At 27.4% G+C, this 22991-nt stretch carries 17 protein-coding genes; 1 reads left to right on the top strand and 16 read right to left on the bottom strand.

The annotated features are described in order from the left end of the window. Position 1: 1 nt before the first annotated feature. The 9 genes from NSA50_RS07370 to NSA50_RS07330 form a co-directional block, all read right to left on the bottom strand. Positions 2–376: a GntR family transcriptional regulator gene (locus tag NSA50_RS07370; RefSeq protein WP_257444144.1), complete on the bottom strand. Its 375-nt coding sequence runs from the start codon at positions 374–376 to the stop codon at positions 2–4. A 2-nt stretch (positions 377–378) separates the two neighbouring features. Then, the gene (locus NSA50_RS07365; protein ID WP_195263524.1) at positions 379–1152 is read right to left on the bottom strand and encodes a hypothetical protein; all 774 of its coding nucleotides are present in this window, start codon (positions 1150–1152) and stop codon (positions 379–381) included. Further along, a complete protein-coding gene (locus tag NSA50_RS07360; RefSeq protein ID WP_195263523.1) occupies positions 1146–2006 on the bottom strand; it encodes an ABC transporter ATP-binding protein in 861 nt (286 codons plus the stop codon). Before NSA50_RS07360 ends, NSA50_RS07365 begins: the two co-directional genes overlap by 7 nt. A gap of 491 nt (positions 2007–2497) precedes the next feature. Continuing rightward, the gene (gene dpaL / locus NSA50_RS07355; RefSeq protein WP_257444142.1) at positions 2498–3712 is read right to left on the bottom strand and encodes a diaminopropionate ammonia-lyase; all 1215 of its coding nucleotides are present in this window, start codon (positions 3710–3712) and stop codon (positions 2498–2500) included. Positions 3713–3727: 15 nt separating this feature from the next. Then, positions 3728–4660, bottom strand: coding sequence for a carbamate kinase (gene arcC, locus NSA50_RS07350; RefSeq protein ID WP_195263521.1), 933 nt, complete (start codon positions 4658–4660; stop codon positions 3728–3730). A 123-nt stretch (positions 4661–4783) separates the two neighbouring features. Continuing rightward, a complete protein-coding gene (gene ygeW, locus NSA50_RS07345; protein ID WP_195263520.1) occupies positions 4784–5977 on the bottom strand; it encodes a knotted carbamoyltransferase YgeW in 1194 nt (397 codons plus the stop codon). Positions 5978–6032: 55 nt separating this feature from the next. Beyond that, a complete protein-coding gene (locus NSA50_RS07340; RefSeq protein ID WP_257444138.1) occupies positions 6033–7349 on the bottom strand; it encodes a YgeY family selenium metabolism-linked hydrolase in 1317 nt (438 codons plus the stop codon). A gap of 298 nt (positions 7350–7647) precedes the next feature. After that, positions 7648–8982, bottom strand: a complete 1335-nt coding sequence (locus NSA50_RS07335; protein WP_257444136.1) for an FAD-dependent oxidoreductase — start codon at positions 8980–8982, stop codon at positions 7648–7650. Between the two features lie 84 nt (positions 8983–9066). Then, the gene (locus NSA50_RS07330) at positions 9067–10047 is read right to left on the bottom strand and encodes an alpha/beta hydrolase (protein WP_257444134.1); all 981 of its coding nucleotides are present in this window, start codon (positions 10045–10047) and stop codon (positions 9067–9069) included. A gap of 162 nt (positions 10048–10209) precedes the next feature. Between NSA50_RS07330 and NSA50_RS07325 the strand changes: the two genes are divergently transcribed. Next, entirely contained in the window at positions 10210–11313 is a 1104-nt protein-coding gene (locus NSA50_RS07325) for a GerMN domain-containing protein (protein ID WP_257444133.1), read from the top strand. A 293-nt stretch (positions 11314–11606) separates the two neighbouring features. Here the strand turns inward: NSA50_RS07325 and NSA50_RS07320 are convergent, their stop codons facing one another. From NSA50_RS07320 to NSA50_RS07290, 7 genes are all read right to left on the bottom strand, one after another. Further along, positions 11607–14981 carry an AAA family ATPase gene (locus tag NSA50_RS07320; RefSeq protein ID WP_257444132.1) on the bottom strand — a complete coding sequence of 1125 codons (3375 nt, stop codon included), beginning with the start codon at positions 14979–14981 and terminating at the stop codon, positions 11607–11609. A gap of 126 nt (positions 14982–15107) precedes the next feature. After that, a complete protein-coding gene (locus tag NSA50_RS07315) occupies positions 15108–16274 on the bottom strand; it encodes a class I SAM-dependent methyltransferase (RefSeq protein WP_257444131.1) in 1167 nt (388 codons plus the stop codon). Between the two features lie 427 nt (positions 16275–16701). Continuing rightward, on the bottom strand, positions 16702–17535 hold the full coding sequence (locus tag NSA50_RS07310; RefSeq protein ID WP_195430505.1) for a deoxyribonuclease IV: 834 nt from the start codon (positions 17533–17535) through the stop codon (positions 16702–16704). Positions 17536–18046: 511 nt separating this feature from the next. Continuing rightward, positions 18047–18418 carry a hypothetical protein gene (locus NSA50_RS07305; protein WP_257444130.1) on the bottom strand — a complete coding sequence of 124 codons (372 nt, stop codon included), beginning with the start codon at positions 18416–18418 and terminating at the stop codon, positions 18047–18049. 81 nt (positions 18419–18499) lie between these two features. Continuing rightward, positions 18500–18670 carry an SDR family oxidoreductase gene (locus NSA50_RS07300; RefSeq protein ID WP_374940968.1) on the bottom strand — a complete coding sequence of 57 codons (171 nt, stop codon included), beginning with the start codon at positions 18668–18670 and terminating at the stop codon, positions 18500–18502. 12 nt (positions 18671–18682) lie between these two features. Next, entirely contained in the window at positions 18683–20650 is a 1968-nt protein-coding gene (locus NSA50_RS07295; RefSeq protein WP_257444129.1) for an acyltransferase family protein, read from the bottom strand. 418 nt (positions 20651–21068) lie between these two features. Continuing rightward, positions 21069–22919 (bottom strand): glycoside hydrolase family 13 protein, encoded by a 1851-nt coding sequence (locus NSA50_RS07290; protein WP_195430510.1) that lies wholly within the window; start codon positions 22917–22919, stop codon positions 21069–21071. Positions 22920–22991 lie beyond the last annotated feature (72 nt).

The raw sequence follows: 22991 nt of genomic DNA, 5'->3' as shown, positions 1-22991 counted from the left end.
GCTATCTCCCTTCATATAAAGTCTTTAAAATATCTTTCATATCTTCAAGTGTAAGTTCTAATTTTTTACCCTCACTAATTAAACTTTCAAAATTATTTTCAAAATCTTTAAGCTGCTCCTCTCGAAGCTTTTGACGATTTGGCTCTTTTACGTAAAACCCCTTACCTTGAACTGAATAAATTAACCCTTCCTTTTCGAGTTCCTCATATGCACGTTTTGTTGTGATTACACTTATTTGTAGATCTCTAGCAAGAGATCTAATGGATGGTAATAAATCTCCTGGCATTATAGATTCTTGTATGATTGAATTTTTTATAGATTTAACTATTTGCTCATAAATTGAAATATTACTATCTGTATCTAAAATAATATTCATTATTAACCTTCTTTCGTATCTGGTATTTGCCTATAAACATCTTCATATGAAAGAGATTTCTTTAAAATTGGATTTATACAATGGTAAGCAATGTATGCATTTACTATAAGAGCTATAATCCAGCCTATTCCCCCTAAAAAATTCAATTGCACATTAATAATAGACAATGAATAAAAAACTATAGCCTCCAGCATTAATAAACAAATCCAATAATAATTAACTATTTCTTCCTCTTTAGAATATATTATATATCCTTCTTTATCTTTCTTTTTTAATCCTTGTTCACCTATACCTATTTTTAAATTAATATCTAATATAATAAAAAACCATAAAATAAGCTCTATTAAATTTAATATTATACCTTTATTAAGAAATATTTTACCTATATAACTATAACTTGCTATAAAAATAAACATAAATCCAAAAATAATCTTTATATATAACTGTAAGTACATATATTTCATTTTTTCCTTTTCACCTGCTGCACATACAAACATTGCTTTACTAAGCCTTAATGGAATTTTTTTTGTTATATCAAACATTGTAATAAATGCCATACTATATATAACAGGGAAAATAAGCCTTATCATATGCTCTTCCAATAATAATTTACTTACAGCTTCTTTTGTTCTAGGAATATCCGCTGGTATATTTGTAGCCAATACAAAAGATGATATATAAATAGTTATTAAAATAAATAAAATTATATTGAGTACTACACTTACCCAAGACCTTTTTAAGTTTACTAATAAATCACTAATAATAATTTTTAGCATTTAGAGTACCCTCCTTTGTCTAAATAATACATTACCTCTTCTATTGCTGGAACTTTAACTTCCATATCTATATAATCTTCTCCTTCTACCTTTTCAATAAAAGCACAATTATGATATTCTCCATATTCTCGATAAATAATATTAGAGACCTTAAGATTTTGAATTTGCTCTTTACTACCTTTAATAATTAAATACTTCTCCTGAAGCTCCTCTTTACTTAAATAGAAAAATATTTCCCCATCATGAAGTAAAGCTATATAATCTCCAACTTGATCAAGATCTTCTGTAATATGAGTGGAAAATAACACACTTCTAGTTCCATCTTCTACAATTTCCTGCATACAATTTATAAGCTCTTTTCTAAATAGAGGGTTTAACCCTGCTGCTGGTTCATCCATTATAAATAGTTTTGCATCATGAGATAAAGCAAAGGCTAACTGGAATCTAACCTTTAAACCTGCAGATAACTTACCTACTTTCTTCTTAAGAGGTACTTCAAAACGCTGACAAAATTTACGGAATAAATTTTCATCAAACTTACTATAAAGACTTCCATAAATTTTTCCATTACTTATTACACTTATAGTATCCTCAAACATATTTTCATCAAGAACAAAACCAATTTGATCTTTTGCATCTTTTTCATTAGCATCCATAGAAATGCCATTAATTTTTACACTTCCACTATCCTTCTTATATAAATTTAATATTGTATTAATAAGTGTTGTTTTACCTGAACCATTTACACCTACTAATCCAACTATATAACCAGGCTCTATTTTAAAATTAACTCCTCTTAAATGTAAATTTCCTATATTCTTCTCTAAGTTTTCTATCTCCATTAAAGCAGTCATAAAAGTTCCTCCTTATAAATAACAGTATATATACTGTTTATATCTATATATACAGTATATATACTAATGGAATCAATTTCAAGTATTTTCCTATTTTTATTATTAATATTTTATTTAAATAGTTTTAAATAAAATAGATGCAGTCTCAGAAATCTATTTAATATAAAATTTATTTAATTTTAAGTAATCTTTATTGCATTAGAAAAGTTGATTTCTTATTTTTATAAAGGGGCTCGCGTTTTGCGAGCCCCTTTCAAACCATTGATTTTACTTGCTTAAAGGCGTTTTTGAACTTAAATCTAAATTTTTTCTGTTATTTATATATACGCAAAAAGGGAAGTTCGAATCTAATCAGAACTTCCCTTTTTATCGGCTAATATCAAAATTTATTTTGATACAGACCCTTTTTACACATTTATACTATCTAAATTTCTAGACCTAAAATTCCTAAAAAGATGCTTAATTATCAATTATGCACTATCAACTGTCAATTATCTATTATAGCTTCCTTCCCAAACAATTTCTCTATACTTATCTGGATCAGTATCTCCTTCTGTACTAAATAAAAGAACTCTTGAATTTTCATTTAGTCCAATACTTTCTTTTAAATCCTTGTATTTTGGATTAGTCATTAATTCATAAACTAACCCTAAAGTAACTGCCCCTGATTCTCCAGAAACAACTTTCTTATCTCCATTAAGTGGGTTTCCTAAAACTCTCATTCCATTTGCTGCAACATAATTTGGAGCTGATACAAAAACTTTAGAATGATTCTTTAAAACTTCAAATCCTGTTATATTAACTTCACCACATGCAAGTCCAGCCATTATTGTTGGCATATCTCCACCAACAGCTCTTGGTTTTCCATCATTCGCCATAGCTGATTCATAGTAGCATGCTGCTTCTTTAGCTTCAACTACAATGGTAGTTGGGCAATCTTCACCAAATACAGAAGCAAAAAATCCTTGTATTCCACCAGCTAGTGAACCAACCCCTGCTTGTAAGAATATATGCGTTGGTCTTTCTACTTTATAATCATTTCTTAATTGCTCTAATGCTTCAAGTCCCATGGTTCCATATCCTTGCATTATCCATGCTGGAATTTCTTCATATCCTTCCCAAGCAGTATCTTGAACTACTACTCCATTATGATCTTCTGCATATTTAGCTGCAAGTCTTACAGCATCATCATAATTCATATCTGTGATTGAAGCCTCTGCTCCTTCTTTTCTGATATTTTCAAGCCTTATTAAGGACGATCCCTTTGGCATATAAACTACTGACTTTTGTTTTAATCTATTAGCTGTCCATGCAACCCCTCTTCCATGATTTCCATCTGTTGCAGTAACAAAAGTAATATCACCAAGTTTTTCTCTAACTTCATCTGAAGTTAATTTTTCATATGGCAATTCTGATATATCCATACTTAACCTTTGTGCTAAGTATTTTCCCATTGAATAAGATCCACCTAGAACTTTAAAAGCATTTAAACCAAATCTATATGATTCATCTTTTAAATAAATTCCTCCAAGTCCTAATCTTTCACTTAAATTTTCTAAGTTACTTAATGGTGTAACACTATATTCTGGAAAACTCTTATGAAAGTTTCTAGCTTTATTTATTTCATCCATACTTAAAAAATCCAAATCACCATCTTTTTTACTTTTTGGCATGGTATTTTCTTTCCACAGTATATTTTCCCCCATTATTAAACCTCCTAATTATCTAATAATCCTTGTTCCAGTCTTTCCTTGAATTCCTTCTTTAGCTTTTTCTAATAATGTTATAAGAGCATGTCTTCCTTCTTTTGACTCTGCAAACTCTATTCCAGCTTCTACCTTTGGTTTCATTGATCCTGGAGCAAAATGCCCTTCTTCAACATATTTTTTCATTTCTTCAACTGTAACATTATCTAACCATTTTTCATTTTCCTTACCATAGTTTATAGCAGCCTTTTCTACAGCTGTTAATATAATTAGAAAATCAGCATCTAACTCTTTTGCTAATGTAGAACTAGCAAAATCTTTATCTATAACTGCACTAGCTCCTTTTAAGTGATTTCCTTCTTTAATTACTGGAATTCCACCGCCACCACAGGCTATAACAACTTGTCCAGCATCTACTAAACTTCTAATTGTATTAATTTCTATAATACTCTTTGGCCTTGGAGATGCAACTACTCTTCTATATCCTCTTCCTGCATCTTCTACTACACTTTCACCTTTTGCAATTAACATATCTGCCTCTTCTTTAGTCATAAAACTTCCAATAGGTTTAGTTGGATTATCAAATGCTTTATCATTCTTATCTACTTCAACTTGAGTAATAATTGTTGCTACTGATTTATCTATATTTCTACTTAATAGCTCTTCTCTAAGTGCATTTTGCAAATCATACCCTACATATCCTTGACTCATTGCAACACATACAGACATTGGAATAGATGAATATTTGTGATTTGACTTAGTTAATGCATCCATAGCAAGGTTTATCATACCAACTTGAGGTCCATTTCCATGAGATATAACGACATCATGTCCTTCTTCAATTAAATCTACTATAGCCTTTGCAGTTGACTTAACTGCACCCATTTGCTCTTCTAAATTATTTCCTAATGCATTCCCACCTAATGCTATTACAATTTTCTTTTTCATAATTTCTCTCCCTATATACTCCCTTAGAATTTATGATTTAAATTTTGAGTTTTTCTAAATATTTTAGAGGCTTTTATCCATCTTTTTCTATTCTAGGATAAAAGCCTATTTATAGTGTTAAGCTTATTTAAATTGACGTTCTTTCTTAGCTGACTCTAATTTATCTAAAACTTCTTGTGGATTTTTAACCTTACTTAAGAAAATCATAGCTGCTATAACATATGGCTTATAACTAGCTTCTTTATATAGAGGTTTTCTATATCTATCAAATACTGAAGCATCAACTTCTCCAGTTTCACAACTAACTCCTGTAATATCCGCTGGTAAGCAATGTAAATATAATGCCTTTCCATCCTTAGTTGTCTTCATTAACTCTTCAGTACATTGCCAATCTTTATGTTCAGCATTTTGTGCTAATAATTCCTTTTCTAATTCCTTTATTCCATCAAAATCTCCATTTCCATATAAATCTGTTCTCTTTTCCATAGCAACAAATGGAGCCCAGCTCTTTGGATATACGATATCAGCATCTTTAAATGCTTCTTCCATTGAATTAGTTTTTGTAAATGATCCACCTGAAATATTAGCATTTTCTTTAGCAATTTCTTCAACTTCTGGCATTACTTCATATCCTTCTGGATGAGCTAAAACAACGTCCATTCCAAATCTTGTTAATAGTCCAATAATACCTTGAGGAACTGATAATGGCTTTCCATAGGATGGTGAATATGCCCAAGTCATAGCTACTTTTTTACCTTTTAGGTTTTCTATTCCACCAAATTCATTAATTAAATGAAGAGCATCTGCCATAGCTTGTGTTGGATGATCAATATCACATTGTAAGTCTACTAAAGTTGGAATTTGTTCTAATGTTCCTTCTTCATATCCTTCTCTTACAGCCTTTGATACTTCTCTCATATAAGTATTTCCTTTACCTATATACATATCATCTCTTATCCCTATAACGTCAGCCATAAATGAAACCATATTAGCTGTTTCTCTAACAGTTTCTCCATGTGCTACTTGTGATTTTCCTTCATCTAAATCTTGTACTTCTAATCCTAAAAGATTACAAGCTGATGCAAAGCTAAATCTTGTACGAGTTGAATTATCTCTAAATAAAGAAATTCCAAGTCCACTATCAAATATTTTTGTAGAAATATTATTTTTTCTTAAATCTCTTAAAGCTTCTGCAACTGTAAAGACAGCTTTTAATTCATCGTCACTTTTTTTCCAAGTCTCCATAAAGTCATCATTATACATTTTTGAAAAATCTAATTGATTAAGTTCATTAATATACTTGTCCATTAAAGCCATTTTAAAATTCCTACCCTTCATTATTTTGATTTTTATTTATTCAAATATTAATTTATTATTTTTCTTTATTAGCACAATAAATTGTTGGTAATGCAGCATATACAGCAGCACACTTAACTAAATCTTCTTTCCAAGTCTTTTCATTTGGAGCATGTGCTTCTGCTTCTGCACCTGGTCCAAATCCTATTACAGGAATTCCATTACGTCCCATTATTGATACTCCATTTGTTGAGAATGTCCATTTGTCAGTAAGTGGACGAGCTTTTCTCATTTCTTCAGTTACAGCAGCACCACTTCTTGTTGTTCCATAAAGTCCTTTGTATGATTCTTCCATTGCTTTTGTTACAATATGATCATCTGGAATTACCCAAGTTGGGAAGTAGCATTCAATTGGATATACTAATCCAGTATAGCTTGGTCTATCATAGTTATACATACTTACTGCTGCATTGTACTTCTTAACAGCTGGAAGATTACGGATTTCTTCTAAACAGCTTTCCCAAGTTTCACCTGCAGTCATACGACGATCTAAAGATACTGAGCATGAATCAGCAACGGCACAACGACTTGGAGAAGTATAGAATATTTGAGAAGTTGTAACTGTACCTCTTCCTAAGAAATTAGCTTCTTTCCATTCCTTATTATATTTTTCATCTAACATTTTTACTAATCCTTTGATTTCTTTATCATCAGCTGCATCATTTTCATTAAGGTCACGAATATTCATTAATATTTCAGCCATTTTATAAATTGCATTATCTCCTCTTTCTGGAGCTGAACCATGGCATGAAACTCCTTGAACATCAACACGAATTTCCATACGACCTCTTTGTCCTCTATAGATTCCTCCATCTGTTGGCTCTGTAGAAACTACAAATTCTGGTCTTATATTATCTTCTTTAATTATATATTCCCAGCAAAGTCCATCACAGTCTTCTTCTTGAACTGAACCTACAACTAAAGCTGTATATTTTTCACTTAAAAGATTTAAATCTTTCATTATTTTTGCACCATAAACAGCTGAAACTATTCCACCTAATTGATCTGAAGTACCACGTCCACCTATTTCAGTTTCACTTTCATATCCTTCATATGGATCAAAGTTCCAGTTTGCTCTATTTCCTATACCAACAGTATCAATATGTGCATCAAATCCTATTAATGTCTCACCAGTTCCCATATATCCTAGCACATTACCTTGTGGGTCTATTTCAACTTTATTAAAACCTAATAATCTCATTTCCTCTGCTATACGGTTAACAACACCTTTTTCTTCACAGCTTTCTCCAGGAATAGCTACTAAATCTCTTAAAAATTTAGTCATTTGAACTTTATATCCCTCTGCTTGTGATTTAATATTCGTAAAATCCATATTCTTTTCCCCCTTATAGTTTTAATATATTAAATTTTTAATATTATTATTAAAATCATCATTTATATTTTAAGCAAAACCCATGCCAACTTTTTCTTTAATTATTAATATGATTTCTTAATATTTTTATGATTTTAAGATCTTTTTAAAGACTATTTTATTAAAAAAATAAAGGATTATCATTTTGATAATCCTTTATCACTTTGGTTAAATCCAGTATTTTATAAGCTTTTTAGTGCTATTTTTTTATTTTTATCATTTTGATAAGCTATAATTTTATAAACTCTATTTTCAACCTTTATTTTAATGCTTTTAATGCTACAGAGTTTAAAATACTCCAAGGTTTATTAAAATGTGGTTGGAAGAAGAAATCTGTCATTGCAAGTTCTTCAACAGTCATTTCATTTTGAACTACAACTGAAAGAGTATTCATAAATTCAGTCATATCTACTTTGGAAGCAATTTGTCCCCCAACAATTCTTTTTGTAGTTTTTTCATAAACTAATTTTAACATAACATCTTCAAACGTAGGCATAAATTCAGGTCTATTTTTTTCATTTATTGTTACACTTTCTACTTCAAAATTTGTAGTAAGTTTTGCTCCTTCTTCTGTTAACCCTGTAGATGCAATACACACATCATAAATCTTTATTCCTGATGTTCCTTGTGTTCCCATATACCTTAATTTTGGCTCTTTTATATTTCTAGCAATTAACATTCCCATTCTAACTGCATTTGTTGCAAGAGGAATATATCTACTATCTTTTGCTGGATTATATCTTACCATACAACAATCTCCTGCTGCAAAAACATCTTCCCTACTAGTTCTCATATAATCATCTATTATTATTGCACCATTTTTTAAAGTTTCTAATTTTCCTTTTACTAATTTTGTGCTTGGAGCAAATCCTATGCAAAGTACTACTAAGTCACCTTCGTATTCTCCTTTATCAGTAACTACCTTTTGAACTTTTCCATTATCGCCGCTAAACTTTACTACTTTTTCTCCTAGAACTAATTTAATTCCTCTATTAGTAAACTCTTTTTCTGCAATATCAGAAAATTCCTTATCTAAATACTTAGACATAATTCTATCTTCTGCATCAATCAATGTTACTTTTTTTCCTAACATTTCAAATGACTCAGCTAACTCCACACCTATATATCCAGCTCCAATTATAACAACATTTTTTGCTGAATCTTTCTTTTCATCAATTATCTTAGCATGATTATAATTTTTACATAATAATATATTTTCAAGATCTAGTCCTTCTAAATTTGGAACTATCGGCCAAGAACCTAAAGTTAAAATAAGTTTATCATAATTATCTTCAAATTCTTCTGAACTTACTAAATTCTTAACTTTAATCCTTTTATTATCAAAATCTATATCTAACACTTCATGCTTCATTTTTGCAACTATTCCACTGCAAGATAAGTTTTCAGGAGAATTATAAAAAAGCTTTTCTGGCTCTGTAACTACTCCTCCAACACTTAAAGCTATTCCACATGATAAAAATGAAATATTATCATTTTTTTCAAATACTACTACTTCTGAATCTGGATATAATTCTTTTAAATTTACAACAGCTGATGTACCAGCATGAGTGCATCCTATTACAATTACTTTCATAAATATTCTCCTTTATATAATTAGTTTAACTATTATATAAATAGAGTTTGCTAAAAATTATTTAATATTCATTTATAATGTAGTCTACATATTTTTTGCAATAAATTCTAACATTTTTATGCCAACTGATACAATTTCATCTATATTTATTTGTGAAAAATCATGGCTAGCTCCTTCTAATGTTATAAGTTCTGTTTTATTTCCTTTTTCTTTAAGCTCATTATATAATATTTCTGCATTTTTATAAGGTACTGTATTATCTTGTTTACTATGAACTATTAACGTATTTGGCTCATTTTTATCTACATAATTCACTGGACTATAAAGTTTTAAAATATCTTCCTTTTGTTCTCCTACTGAATTTATTATTTGTTCTAAATCCCATTGAACATTGCTAGTATCTAAAGTTGTTAAATCTGTTGGTCCAAAAAAATCTATTAAATACTTTATATTTGATGGATAACCTTGTAGTTCCTGTGAATCAACAAATTCATCTTCGCTACTATATGCAGCCATTAATGCTAAGTGTGCTCCAGATGATGCACCTATAACACCTATCCTATCAGCATTAAATCCATAATCATCTTTATTCTTATGTATCCATCTTATTGTATCTTTTACATCACTAATTTGTTTACTGAAATTTTCCTCACCTTTCATAAGCTCATAGCTAGTACTTATTATTGTAAAGCCTTCTTCTCTAAATTCATCTAAAAGTGGTGATATTGCTTCTGGTATTTCATTATTTCCATACACCCAGCTTCCACCATGTACATATAATATTACTGGTGAACCACCCTTAACACTTTTCTTTGGTCCATAAATATCAAGGGTTAATGGAACTCCATTAGTGTTTTTATATATAATATCATCATAATCAATAGAATCTATAGATTTTAACGACAAATTTTCTGTTAAACTTTTTTCATTTTCTACAAACTCACTATATTTCTTTAATACACTTGTATATAAAGATATTCTATCTCTTATAGAATATAGAAAAATTCCACCTACTAAAACTACTACTAAAATTATTATCCCTAAAACTTTTAAAAATTTCTTCATTGTTTCTCCTTCCATTAATATAATAGTCCCTTACTATTTTAATTTATATTATATTTCAAATATTTATACAATAAATTAAACTTTTATTAATTTTATATTTTTGTCAATAATACTTATGTATAATAATACACTATATTGATATTAAATTTAGGAAGTGATTCTATGAAAAAAAGATTATTTCTATTAATATTTTCATTAGTATTTTCACTTATTTTAATTGGATGTAATAAAAGTAAAGATGAGCCAGTATCTACTCCTTCAAAAAATATTGTTGATGAAGAAAAAAATCCAAATGATGATAAGGATAATCCATCTGATGATAAACCATCAAATAATAACTCTAATGAAAATAAATCAATTACTAATACTAAAGTTCGTTTATTTTATTTCGATTCTTCAAAATTGAAACTTTATTATATAGATAAAGAAATTCAAATATCAGACAAAGCTATAGTAAAAGCTTTAACCAAAGAGCTTCAAAACTATTCCCCTAACAACAATTTTTTAAATTTAACTAACGAAGTAGAAATCACTTCTGCTAAATTAGATGAAAATAAAAAACTTCTAACTGTAGTATTTTCTTCTTCGTATGTTGATAAAATGACTCTTGGATCTTCAACTGAAAGCGGATTATTATCTTCATTAATATCCACCTATGCTTATAATTTAAATGTTGATAAAGTTGCCATTTATTTTGGAGATAAGCTATATACTTCTTTAAAAGGTGATCTTCCTAATGGTTATTTTAATGTAGATTATAGCTCTGCTATCCCTTATTCTAAAAATTCTTACAATAATTCTAATACTGGTAATAATAGCGAAACTAATGCTGTAAAAAAGACTATAAATTCAAGAATATATTACTACAATTGCGTTGACGATGTATTTTATTATAAAGATAAACCTATTGAAGTTATAGATGGTGCCTTAGTAACTGCATTATCAAATGAACTAAAAAATCCTCCAGATAAAAATTTATTTAATTTTGGCGATAGCTTATCTATTCGTTCGGCTAAGCTAGCTAGAGAAAATAATACACTAACTGTTGACTTGTCAAAATCTTATTATAATTTATTAAGTAATCTTGGTTCTGGAAGTGAAGCCACTGCTTTAAAATCATTAGCATTAACTTATGGATATAATTATGGCGTAGATAAAGTTATAATATTAGTAAATGGCAAACCTTATTCAGGTAGCCATATAATTTTAGAAGTAAATGAATGTATTAATATAGATGTAGATAATATCAAGCCTTTAAATATCTAATAAATTATTTTATTAGATTGATAATTAATTTAGATACTAGTACCTTCACACTATTCCAATTTATTTATATAAATAAGTTCATAATATTTTATTAAAAAAGTAGTTAGTTTTGTTTTCATACAAAACTAACTACTATATCTATTAACCCAAATTCTAAATTTCAAATATATGTAGTTACTATAAAGAAATTAATAGTAACTACAAACAATGGATAAATAAAATATATAAATATTCTATTGCCCCTATTACTTTTCTATTTTCATATATATCTTCTACGCTTATATTTAAAACCATCAATCAAAAATATTCTTTAATAAAAATTGATTCTTACTCTTAGTAATATCACTTGAGATTATTGTATTCATTTCTTTAGGATTTATTTTAGAATCGCAAATTCTAATACTTTGTTCTCTAATAAGAATATCTAAATATTGTTTTATCATTAAGCCATTTCTTAAACTTAAATTTCTATTATCATCTAATTCTATTATTGTCTTGTTTAAAGTTTCTTTAGATTCATCATCTATAACATATTTCTTATTTTCTAAAATGCTTAGTGCCATATTAAATAATTCATCTTTGTTATAATCTTTAAAGTTTAACATTGATGGAAACCTATAATTTAATTCTGGATTTAACTGCATAAGACTTTTAATATCTTTACTTTTCCCTGATAAAGTTATAACTATTCTATTACTATTCTTGTCTATAAATTTGATTAAGTCCTTTATTATTCTATTTGATGTATCTTCTAATAAGAACTCCGCACTATCTATATAAACTACTTTGCCAATTTGCTTATTTAAAATATCTTCAAAAGATATTCCATCTTTTATATTATCTATAATTTCTTCTTTATTGAGCTCTACTATACTTTTAGCTTTTACAACACCCATACTATATAATGTTTCAGATAATATATTTAACACAGTTTTTTTACCCGTTCCAATATCTCCAGTAAAAATTATGTTCATATATCTATTTATATCAGTAGATAATCCTAATCTCTTTCGTCTTTCCTTTACTCTCATTAATTTATATTGATTTCTTAAAAATTCTTTGGCTTCTTCATTTCCAATTAAATCCTTTAATCTTTTTTCTAAATCAAATTCATTGTCATATTGAGAAGTATTAAGCTTTTCAACATCCTTAGAAGTTATTAAATTCATTTCATAAACGCTTATATCTTCTTCTGCAATTCTTATGCTTTGAATTCTTATTAAATTTTCAACATAATTTCTTACCATTCTACCATTTCCTGATTGAGCATCAGAATTTTCATATATATCAACAAAACTCTTTTTAAGTGCTGTATATCCATTCTTAGATAGCTTAAATCCTTTTGATTCAACTAGTCTTATAGACATTTCTAAAAGTTCATTTGGATTATAATCTTCAAAATTAGTCCACAATGGGAATCTTGATCTAAGTCCTATATTTACATCAAAGAATTCTTCCATTTCTTGCTCATATCCAGCTAAAATAACTATTACTTCTTTTGAATAATCTTCTATTAATTTAAGGAGTGTTTCTATAGCTTCTCTTCCTAAACTATCATTAGCAAGAGTATAAGCTTCATCTATAAATAGTACACCACCTAAAGCTTCTTTAAATTTTTCTTCTGTCTTTTTAGAGGTTTCTCCTTGCACATTAGAAACAAAACTAGATCTATCTGTTTCTACCAACTGACCTACTTTTAATAATCCCATGCTATTAAGCATCTCTGCAACTAACCTTGCTATGCTTGTTTTTCCCGTACCAGGATTACCTGCAAATACCATATTTAAATTTTGATCTATTTTTGTATTTACTCCAACAGACTTTCTTTTTTCCTGAGCAATTAAAAGCTTATATTGACTTCTTAAAAGATTTTTAACTTCTTCTAAACCTATTATATCTTTTAATTTTTCTTCTAAATCAAATTTAGCACTAGCCTTAAAGTTAAAATCTTCTCTTTCTAATAAATCTATTTCACCTTTATTACTATTTAAATATTTTCTTGAAGAATATATAATTGCATTTTCTATTATATTTCTTACAAACCTCGCATTCCCCAAATCATTTTTTCCTGTAAGTTGATTTCTTGTAAACAAATCTATCAAATCATTTTTAACATTTTTTGCAATTCTATATCCCTTAGCTTTTGCAATTTGCTTTGCAATTTCATACATTTCTTTTGGATTATAATCTTCAAAATGAATTGTATTAGGGAATCTAGATTTAAGTCCTTGATTAAAGCTTAAAAATTCTTCCATATCTTTTTCATATCCAGCCAATATAACTGTTAAATTATTTCTATTATCCTCAATTCCTTTTAATAAAGCATCTACTATTTCCTTTCCAACCTTATCATCTTCGCTTTCACACAAAGCATATGCTTCGTCGATAAATAGTACTCCTCCTATTGCTGAACTTATTATATCATTTGTTCTTTTAGCAGTTTCATTAATATTTTCTGTTATAAAATCTGCCTTGCTAACCTCAACAAATACTCCCTTTGATAATAATCCTAAAGCATTTAAATATTCATAAGTTATCCTTGCTGCATTTGTCTTTCCAGTACCTGCATTTCCTGCAAATATCATATTTAAAGATATTCTAGATGTTCTCATTCCTAGCTTTTCTCTTATTTTTTGTACCTTATAATTATTTTCTATATTTGTTAAAAATTCTTTTAGATCCTTAACCCCTATTATAGATTCTAATTTATATCTAACCTCATCTAAAGTAGGGGTGGAATATTTATTTAATCTATATATCTCATTATTCACCTTACAATGTATTTTATTATAATCTACATATACTAGTATCTTTTCTCCCTCTTCTATTGATTCTTTTAATATTAAATTTCTTAAAGGATCACTCAATTTATAATATATATATTCTGTAATATCAAAGCCACTATTTTTACTAAAGTTCTTTTGAAGATATTCACAAACACTAAATTTTTCTTTTTCGTTACTACCGTCCTTAAATCCTAATAGAATTTGTATCCCAAAATCATCTTTTATCTTTTCAATCTCATTTGTTAATTTTTTTCTTATAATTATATTCTTTTCTTTTTCAGTAAGCTCTCTAGTATAAAAAATTCTATCACTATTTTTTAATGATACCTGTAAAAAATCTTCAAATTCATTCTTATCTTCATAGTTATAAATAAATATAAAAAACTTATTATGATACACTATCTTATTAATTTTATTTTTATCTTGTTCTTTAGCTTCTACTAAAAATTTGTTCTTAATTACATAATCATGTTTTAATTGAATACAAGTATTAGGATATATACTTGATAATATCTTCATTATTTCCTTTGATGCTTTTTCTGCATTTTTAAACATTACACCTTCTGATTTATTATTACCTAACTTTTCATATAGGTCTGTTAAAAAAGCATTATATCCCAAATTAAAATTATAAGATGCTAAATCAATTTCATCTAAATTTTTATTTCTTATTAGTTTATTTTTATATAACTCCTCAAAAATACATCTTATACTCACCTTTTTAAATGTATTTTTATGTCCTGCTACAATTAAAATCCCTTTTTCTTCATTTTCTATTTTATTTATAAAATATTCTGATATTTCTTTAAAAAATTCTCTTTGACCTATGAATTCTTTATTCAATTTCTTTTCTATATATAATTTCAATTCATTCATCTCCATATATGTCCTCCCATTCATTTTATAGTTTGCTGTCATTGAACTATTCCATATTATTTTTATCAAAGTTAGTGTAACTTAATCATTAATATAAAAAAACGCTGTACTTTAAAAGTACAGCATTGTAATTTATATTAAATCATCTTTTTTCAATAAATTTAATAATGTTGGATTAAAATTAAATTCACTTATAAGTGAATCAACTTCCTTTAAAGCTTTTTCCTTTTTCTCCATTGAAATTTTAGATTTTGAAGCTCTTATTAATATATTTTTAGGTGAGTGAGCGATATCAATAAATTCTAAAAGCTGTGTCTTATAACCCGCTGCTTCTAAAAGATTTGCCCTTACTGCATCAGTCATTAATGCTGCTACTCTTTCCTGAATTATACCATATTTAGTTAATATAGATAATGTGTTTGCTTCCATTTGATGATTAAACTCATGTTGGCAACATGGTACAGAGAAAATCATCTTTGCATTCCATTTTATTGCGTTATATAATGCATAATCTGTTGCTGTATCACAAGCATGTAGTGTTATTACCATATCAACATTATTTTCATATTTATAACCATTTATATCACCAAGTTCAAAATGTAAATTATCATATTTATATCTTTTAGCTATTTCATTACATTTTTTAATAACATCAGCTTTAAGATCTAGGCCTATCATTTTCACATTTATCTTTTTTATCTCTACAAAATAATAATATAAAACAAATGTTAAATATGATTTTCCACAACCAAAATCTAATATAGTAAGCTCTTTATATTCATTTTTCTTTATTTCATCATCTATTATCTCAATAAACCTATTTATTTGCTTATACTTATCATATTTAGAATTTATGACCTTACCTTCTTTAGTAAAAACCCCCAAATCTATTAAAGGTTCTATTATCATACCTTCCTTTAATATATAATTTTTTTCTTTATTATGGCTCTTATTAGAAAGATTTGAGTTATTACTCTTTTTCTTTCCTAAAAAAACTTTTCCCTTTTTTGATATTTTTAAATCAAAAGAGGTTTCATTAGACCATGCTGATAATTGTTTATAATTTTCATATAAAGCATTAAATAATGATTTTTCTAATTGATTAATTTCAATATTTTCATGAAAAACTTGTTTATCAGTAAATTTTTCTATTTGATAATATTTTTTCCCCTTATTATTTTCCTTAAGTAAAAAATTTATTTTATTATATTCAACTTCTTTATTTGCTTTATTACTAATAACTATCTTTATAATTTCTTCTTTTAACATTTCACAAATAGCATTTTTTAAATCTTCCATATCTAAAACAACTCCTTGCTATAAATTGCAAATTAAACATAATGATATGTATTAACTTTCCGATTTTTATATAATATCTCCAATTTAAACATAGCATTAATGAGGCTAATTCTTCGTTTAATGGTTTAAAGTGGCAAAATATAAGTTGGCGAAGATAAATAGACTGTGGAATAAGCATATAGCGAGCAATTAGAAGTGCTTGGCGTTAGAAGAACTACTAGGCCTTAGTGTTGCTTAATTGTTTGAGCGCAGCGAGTTAACCAAAACTCTTGGCATAGTAGCTTTTCCAAGCCTAGAACTTCTTTGCGTAGCTATTTAGCTTATGGAACATATCTAGTTATCGTAGCCTTTATATTTACAATTTATAAAAATTCCTTATTGATAAGTAAATATTACACAAGAAATTACTAGATAGCAAGAAATTTTATTATTCTACATAATTACTTCTTAATAGTTCTATTTCTTTGGCGTAACCATCTAATTCATTTGGAGTTTCCAAGAAAAATGGTAAATGTTTAAGCTTTGGATGATTAATTATTCTTGTTATAGCTTCTAATCCTAAAGAACCCTCTCCTATTTTTTCATGTCTATCTTTATGACTTTTAAATGGATTTTTGCTATCATTTAAGTGAATTGCTTTTAATCTATCTAATCCTATTATTCTATCAAACTCTTCTAAAACCCCATCTAAATCATTTACTATATCATATCCTGCATCATAAATATGGCAAGTATCAAGGCAAACTCCCATTTTTTCTTTTAATTCAACTCTTGATATTATTTCTGCTATTTCTTCAAAAGTTCTTCCAACTTCTGAACCTTTTCCAGCCATTGTTTCTAATAAAACTGTTGTAGTTTGCTCTTTACTTAATACAGAGTTAAGTAAATCTACTATGTAATTAATTCCTACCTCTACCCCTTGCTTTACATGACTTCCTGGATGAAAGTTATATAAATTATTTGGCATAAGTTCCATTCTATTTAAATCATCTGCCATCATTTCTCTTGCAAATTCTCTTGTTCTTTCATCTGCGGAACATGCATTTAATGTATATGGAGCATGTGCTAAAATAGTTGCAAAGTTATTTTCCCTTGCAATTTTTAAAAGACCTTCCATATCATCCATATCTATTTCTTTTGCTTTACCACCTCTTGGATTACGAGTGAAGAACTGAAATGTATTTGCTCCAATTTGTAGTGCTTCTTTTCCCATATTTTCAAAACCTTTTGTAGTTGATAAATGACATCCTATATTTAACATAATTCCCTCCAAAGCATAGTCTTATTTCAATTTTATTAATTTTATAATTTTTACAAAATAATATTAACATATCTTATTTTTATTTCTAAATTGCAAACTAATTATTTTAAATATTAGTTTCTGTTAGTTATATAAAATAATACTATAATAGTCTATACTAAATCAAGCCTAATTAATAATATTTATTACTTAATAAATATATCTAAATATAATATTTAAAACTAAATAAAGTTGCTATAATTTAAATAGCAACTCTATTATAAAAACATAAATTCTAATTTACATTATAAAAGTTAAAGCAGTAGATAAAACTCCACCAATTATTAAAGATAAAGTACTAAAAGCAAATGAGATATCTATTTCTGTTCTATAGCTTCTACCCCCTCCCATTAGTGAAAGGGCAATTGAATCTGCTGATATTGATGAAAAAATTTAATTATATATTTTTATAAATAATACTAATAAAAAGCTTTATACTAATTTCTATAACTCCTAATAGCTTTCTATAAAGCTAGATAATAAAAGTTACACCTGCGCTAAACAAGCCACCTAATATTAAAGAAAATGTACTAACTGCTAGTGCTACATCTAACTTTCTATTAGATTTTTCTCTTTCCATTTTAGTAACTTCTAGATTTGCACTAGCTGCATATTGAGCACTATTCTGTCCAAGCCCTTGCATAGAAAGTCCCATTGGATCACCCGATATTGATGCAAAGATTCCTACAAAAACTAATATAATACCTTCTATAAATAAGATATTTTCAAAGTTTTTATAAGGTGTTACTTTAGTTATTATAAATCCTATTAATGCTGCTACCCCAAGCCAAGCTATACCCCAAAGTAAAGATTTTATAACTAAGTTAATTCTATTATCTTTCATATTAAATCCCCTTTTTTACTATTATAACATTAATTTCCTTTACGGTATATATTACTACATAAAACAATTATACATTCTCTCTTATTTTGTGATAGAATCCCCATACAATGGAGTTGGAAGTCCGAATCCTCCTGCAACTTCAATTAAATCTCCAGTAATAAAAGATGATTCATCACTAGCATAAAATACTACTGCATTTGCTATATCTTCTGGCTTTCCAATTCTATTTAATGGAACATGTCGTAAGGTCAAATTTTTAAATCATCATTTTTTCTCAACCTTTTCTACTTTATATCCTTCTTTAATTAATCTCTCTAATAGCCCATTTTCCCCTCCCATAGAACCAGCATAAATTGATATAAAATAATTTTTATCTTCTTTCATAAAGTCTTTTACTTTCCCTAAGTAAATTTCATTATATTTATTGTTTAACTCATCATTATGCTTTTTATATACATCATTGATCTTTTGATACTCTTTCTTTTCACTATCATTTAAGCTTTCTTCCACTACATCAAATTTATTAAAGGCTTCTAAGTCACCATTTTTCCATAATTCTAATGACTTTATTAAATTTTCCGGCTTTATTTCTTTATAATATTTTATTAGCTTAATACTTGCATCCTCTACTTCATTAGATACAGATACCATATCAGTTAGAAGTTCATAAATATCCATCATTGGTATTTTATCTTTTTCATATTTTGATGCAAAGGCCTCTACAAAACCTTGTGGTGAATAATTCATTGAATACCCTTCTACCTCTGAATATAACATTTGAAATATTGAATCTATTACCATAGCTCTATAACTTTTAACTTGATCAAATTTCATATTTTTTCCTGATAAAACCTCTTTCAACATTTCTAAAGCTTCACTACTTATATGATTTTCAATACTGTCATCTTTAGCATAAGTGCTTAATTCAATATACCTATTGTCTGATGGATTAGGTTGATTTGTCTCAACAACTATTCCATCACTATTTTTTATTGCTTCTTGTACTGCTTCGTTCAATGGATACATATCTTCAGTACCTGCTATAAAATTACCATAAATATATAAACTGCTATTTTCATCACTTATTTTATATAATGGTCCAACTATATCAGTTGCTTCTCCATCTAAATTAAAGGCAGTTGAAGAATTATTTACAGATTTACTACCTTTAATTGAGTTAGTAGCTAAAATAATTATAGCTAAAGCTAAAAATGACCATGCTATCACTCTTTCTTTTTTAATATTAACTGCAGGTATTTTTACTTTTTTTGCTGAAATTAAATATGCAATAAATATTGAAATAGATGATACAATTAAAAACATCATTATAGTATTAAAATTCCCAACATATATTAGTAACATAAGCATTATTGTTTCATGTACACAATATACCCATAAGCTCATTTCTCTTAGTATATTAGAAGTTCTTTCACTTATTTCAAATTTTAAATTTAGAAGGCATAGAAATATTGCTGGAACTAGCAAAATAAGTGATATATACATATTTGTATCAATAGCTATATTATTAGCATTCAATAAATATGCTTCTATTCCAAGTAAAATAGAAAATCCTAAAACAACATATTTTATATTCTTTATACTATTTGCTATATTACCTTTTGCCATTAAAGCTCCTATTGCAACAAAAGGTACACTAAAGGTTATTCCATTTCTTGTATTTATAAATATCGTTTTATAAATATCAACTATTTTTTCTAATGGTGTATTTACAATTAATCCATAGTAACTATCCCCTAGTAGTCCTATTATATATAATAAAATACTTACTATTACTAATGGTTTTACCCAATTTTTCTTAATAAAAACACTTACAACTAATACTGATAATATTATTGCAGGTACATACCATAAACTTTCAGTAATACCTCCTATTAATATAACTTGTAATGCTTTAATGAAACCACCTTGTAACCTTACAGAAACATATGGCATAATTAATAAAACATCAATTACACCTATTATTAGATATATTTTTACTAGCCTTTTTATAAAGCTCTTAATATACCCTTGTCTATTAATATTTTTAAACATAAAATACCCAGTAGAAATAAAGAAAAACGGAACTGCAATTCTAGATATGCCCTTAGTAACAATATCATTAGCTGTCTGATTGATACTTCCAAATATTGAAGTATGAATAGCAATAACTAGTAAAGCACTTACCATCCTCATAATATTAACTGAATCATACCTTTGTTTAATTTCCTCCATTATTATCTCCCCTTATATTCATTAATAATATTTATTTGATATATATATTATAGCGCCTTTGTAATTATTTAACATATATTGTGATTATTTAATATATGTTTTAATTTTTAGATAAAACGATGTAGTCTCAGAACTCTATTTAATATAAAATTTATTCAATTTCGAGTAAGCTTTATTGCCTTTAAAAATTTAATCTCTCATTTTTATAAAGGGTATAACGAAACGTGAGAACCTTTTAAACCATTGATTTTACTTGATTAAAAATATTTTTGAACTCAAATGGAGATCTTTGACTATTATTTATACTAAAAAAGGAAAGTTTGTATTATAACTTTCCTTTTTATTTGCTAATATACTTATTTTAAATAATTTTAAATAGAGATATCTAATTTTAAATCATATATTATATAATTTTAAATTAAATATTCAATAGGATCCTAAAACTATAAGACTTTAACGATATTTCTTCTTTAAGATCTATATTTACATCTTCATAAATATCATTATATCTATTAAATTTCATTTCATCAGGTAAGATTATGTCAACATCATTACTTGAGTTATTAATAATGATAAATAATTTTTCATCCATACTTTCCTTTTTATATATTATGCAATTCTTATCATCATCTACATATAGCCATTCTAAATCAACAGATTTAAAAGATTTATATTTCCCTCTTAGGATTATTAATTTTTTTATAGTTTCAAGAAGATTTTTATCTTGTTTGTCTTCTTCCCAAATCATACACCTACGATTACTATTTGTTCCTCCAGCCATTCCAACTTCGCTACCATAATAAATACTTGGTGCTCCAGAAAAAGTCATTTGAAATACATATGCTAACTTTAATATTTCTACATTATCATAGCATAATGTAAGTATTCTGGAAGTATCATGACTATCCAATAAGTTAAACATATTTTCAGCAACATTTTTAGGGTACATGAACAGTAAATTATTAATTGCATTTTTAAATTGACTAGAGTTATATTTAGGGCTATTTTCTTCGCCTTTTCCAAAATAACTCCATATAGAGCTAGTAAATTCATAATTCATCACAGCATCAAGCTGATCTCCTTTAAGCCATGGATATGAATTATCCCAATTTTCACCTAATATATATACTTCTGGATTTATGTCTTTTACAACTTTTCGGAACTCTCTCCAAAAGTCATGGGAAACCTCATTAGATACATCTAATCTCCATCCATCTATTTTATATTCTTCAGTCCAGTACCTAGTTACATCTAAAAGATAATTTCTTGCAATTTCACTTGATAAATTCCACTTAGGCATAATTTGTGTAAAGGCAAAGGTTCTGTAATTTAAATCTTCCTTTAAACAATCCTTTGGAAGTCCATTTATTAAATCTCCCTGAACAATAGGTTTGTTTTCGTCTAAAACATAAAAGCACTCATAATACTTTGAGTTCACTCCATTTTTTACTACATCTTGCCAAAATGGATGTAAAAAACCACAATGATTAAATACTGCATCAATCATTATTTTCATTCCTCTTTTATGTGCTTCTTCAACTAATAATTTGAATGTTTCATTATTCCCAAATTCAGGATCTATCTTCAAGTAATCCGTAGTATCATATTTGTGTGAGCTAGGTGATTCAAAAATTGGAGTAAAATATATTCCTGTAAAACCACATTCCTTTATATAATCTAACTTTTCAATTACTCCTTGAAGATCTCCTCCAAATTTTTTACCATATCCATCTATATCATCGCTTCCCCAAGGCAAAATATCTTTCTTATTGATAGTTGAACTATTATGAAATCTTTCAGGGAAAATTTGATACCAAACAGTATCTTTAACCCACTCTGGTGAAGAATATATATCTTCTTCATTAATGTAAGGGAAGTTGTAGTAATTTCTTAAATTATCTAGAGCTTTTTCATTTTCATTATATTTTATTATGTCTCTGCACCCAACTACGTACTTTTCAGTAGAGTTCTCCAATATAAAGCAATACTTTATTCTAAGCCATGGAAAATTCTTTACTTCCGCAAACCAACAATCATATAAATCAGTAGTATATTCCTTTTCCATATTTATATATTGAACTTCATCATATCTAAACTCATATATCGTTGGATCATCCTTTTTAGGAGCCCAATTAAATGGCTCAAGTGCAATTAATGTAACTTTCGTAACATCATCCTTTGCTGTTTTAATCCTTACATGTAATGTATCTTTATCATAAGCATATGATAGTGAACTTTTTGATTCATGTATAACTGCAGCTAAATTCATAATATTTTCTCCTTTATTTCTATATCTCAGTTTTATAAATTTAGCTGTCGCACAATTTAACTTTTACTTCTT

This window comes from Clostridium mucosae (assembly GCF_024622765.1).
In the GTDB taxonomy this organism is placed as follows: Bacteria; Bacillota; Clostridia; order Clostridiales; family Clostridiaceae; genus Clostridium.
This window is presented reverse-complemented; position numbering and strand designations above follow the sequence as displayed.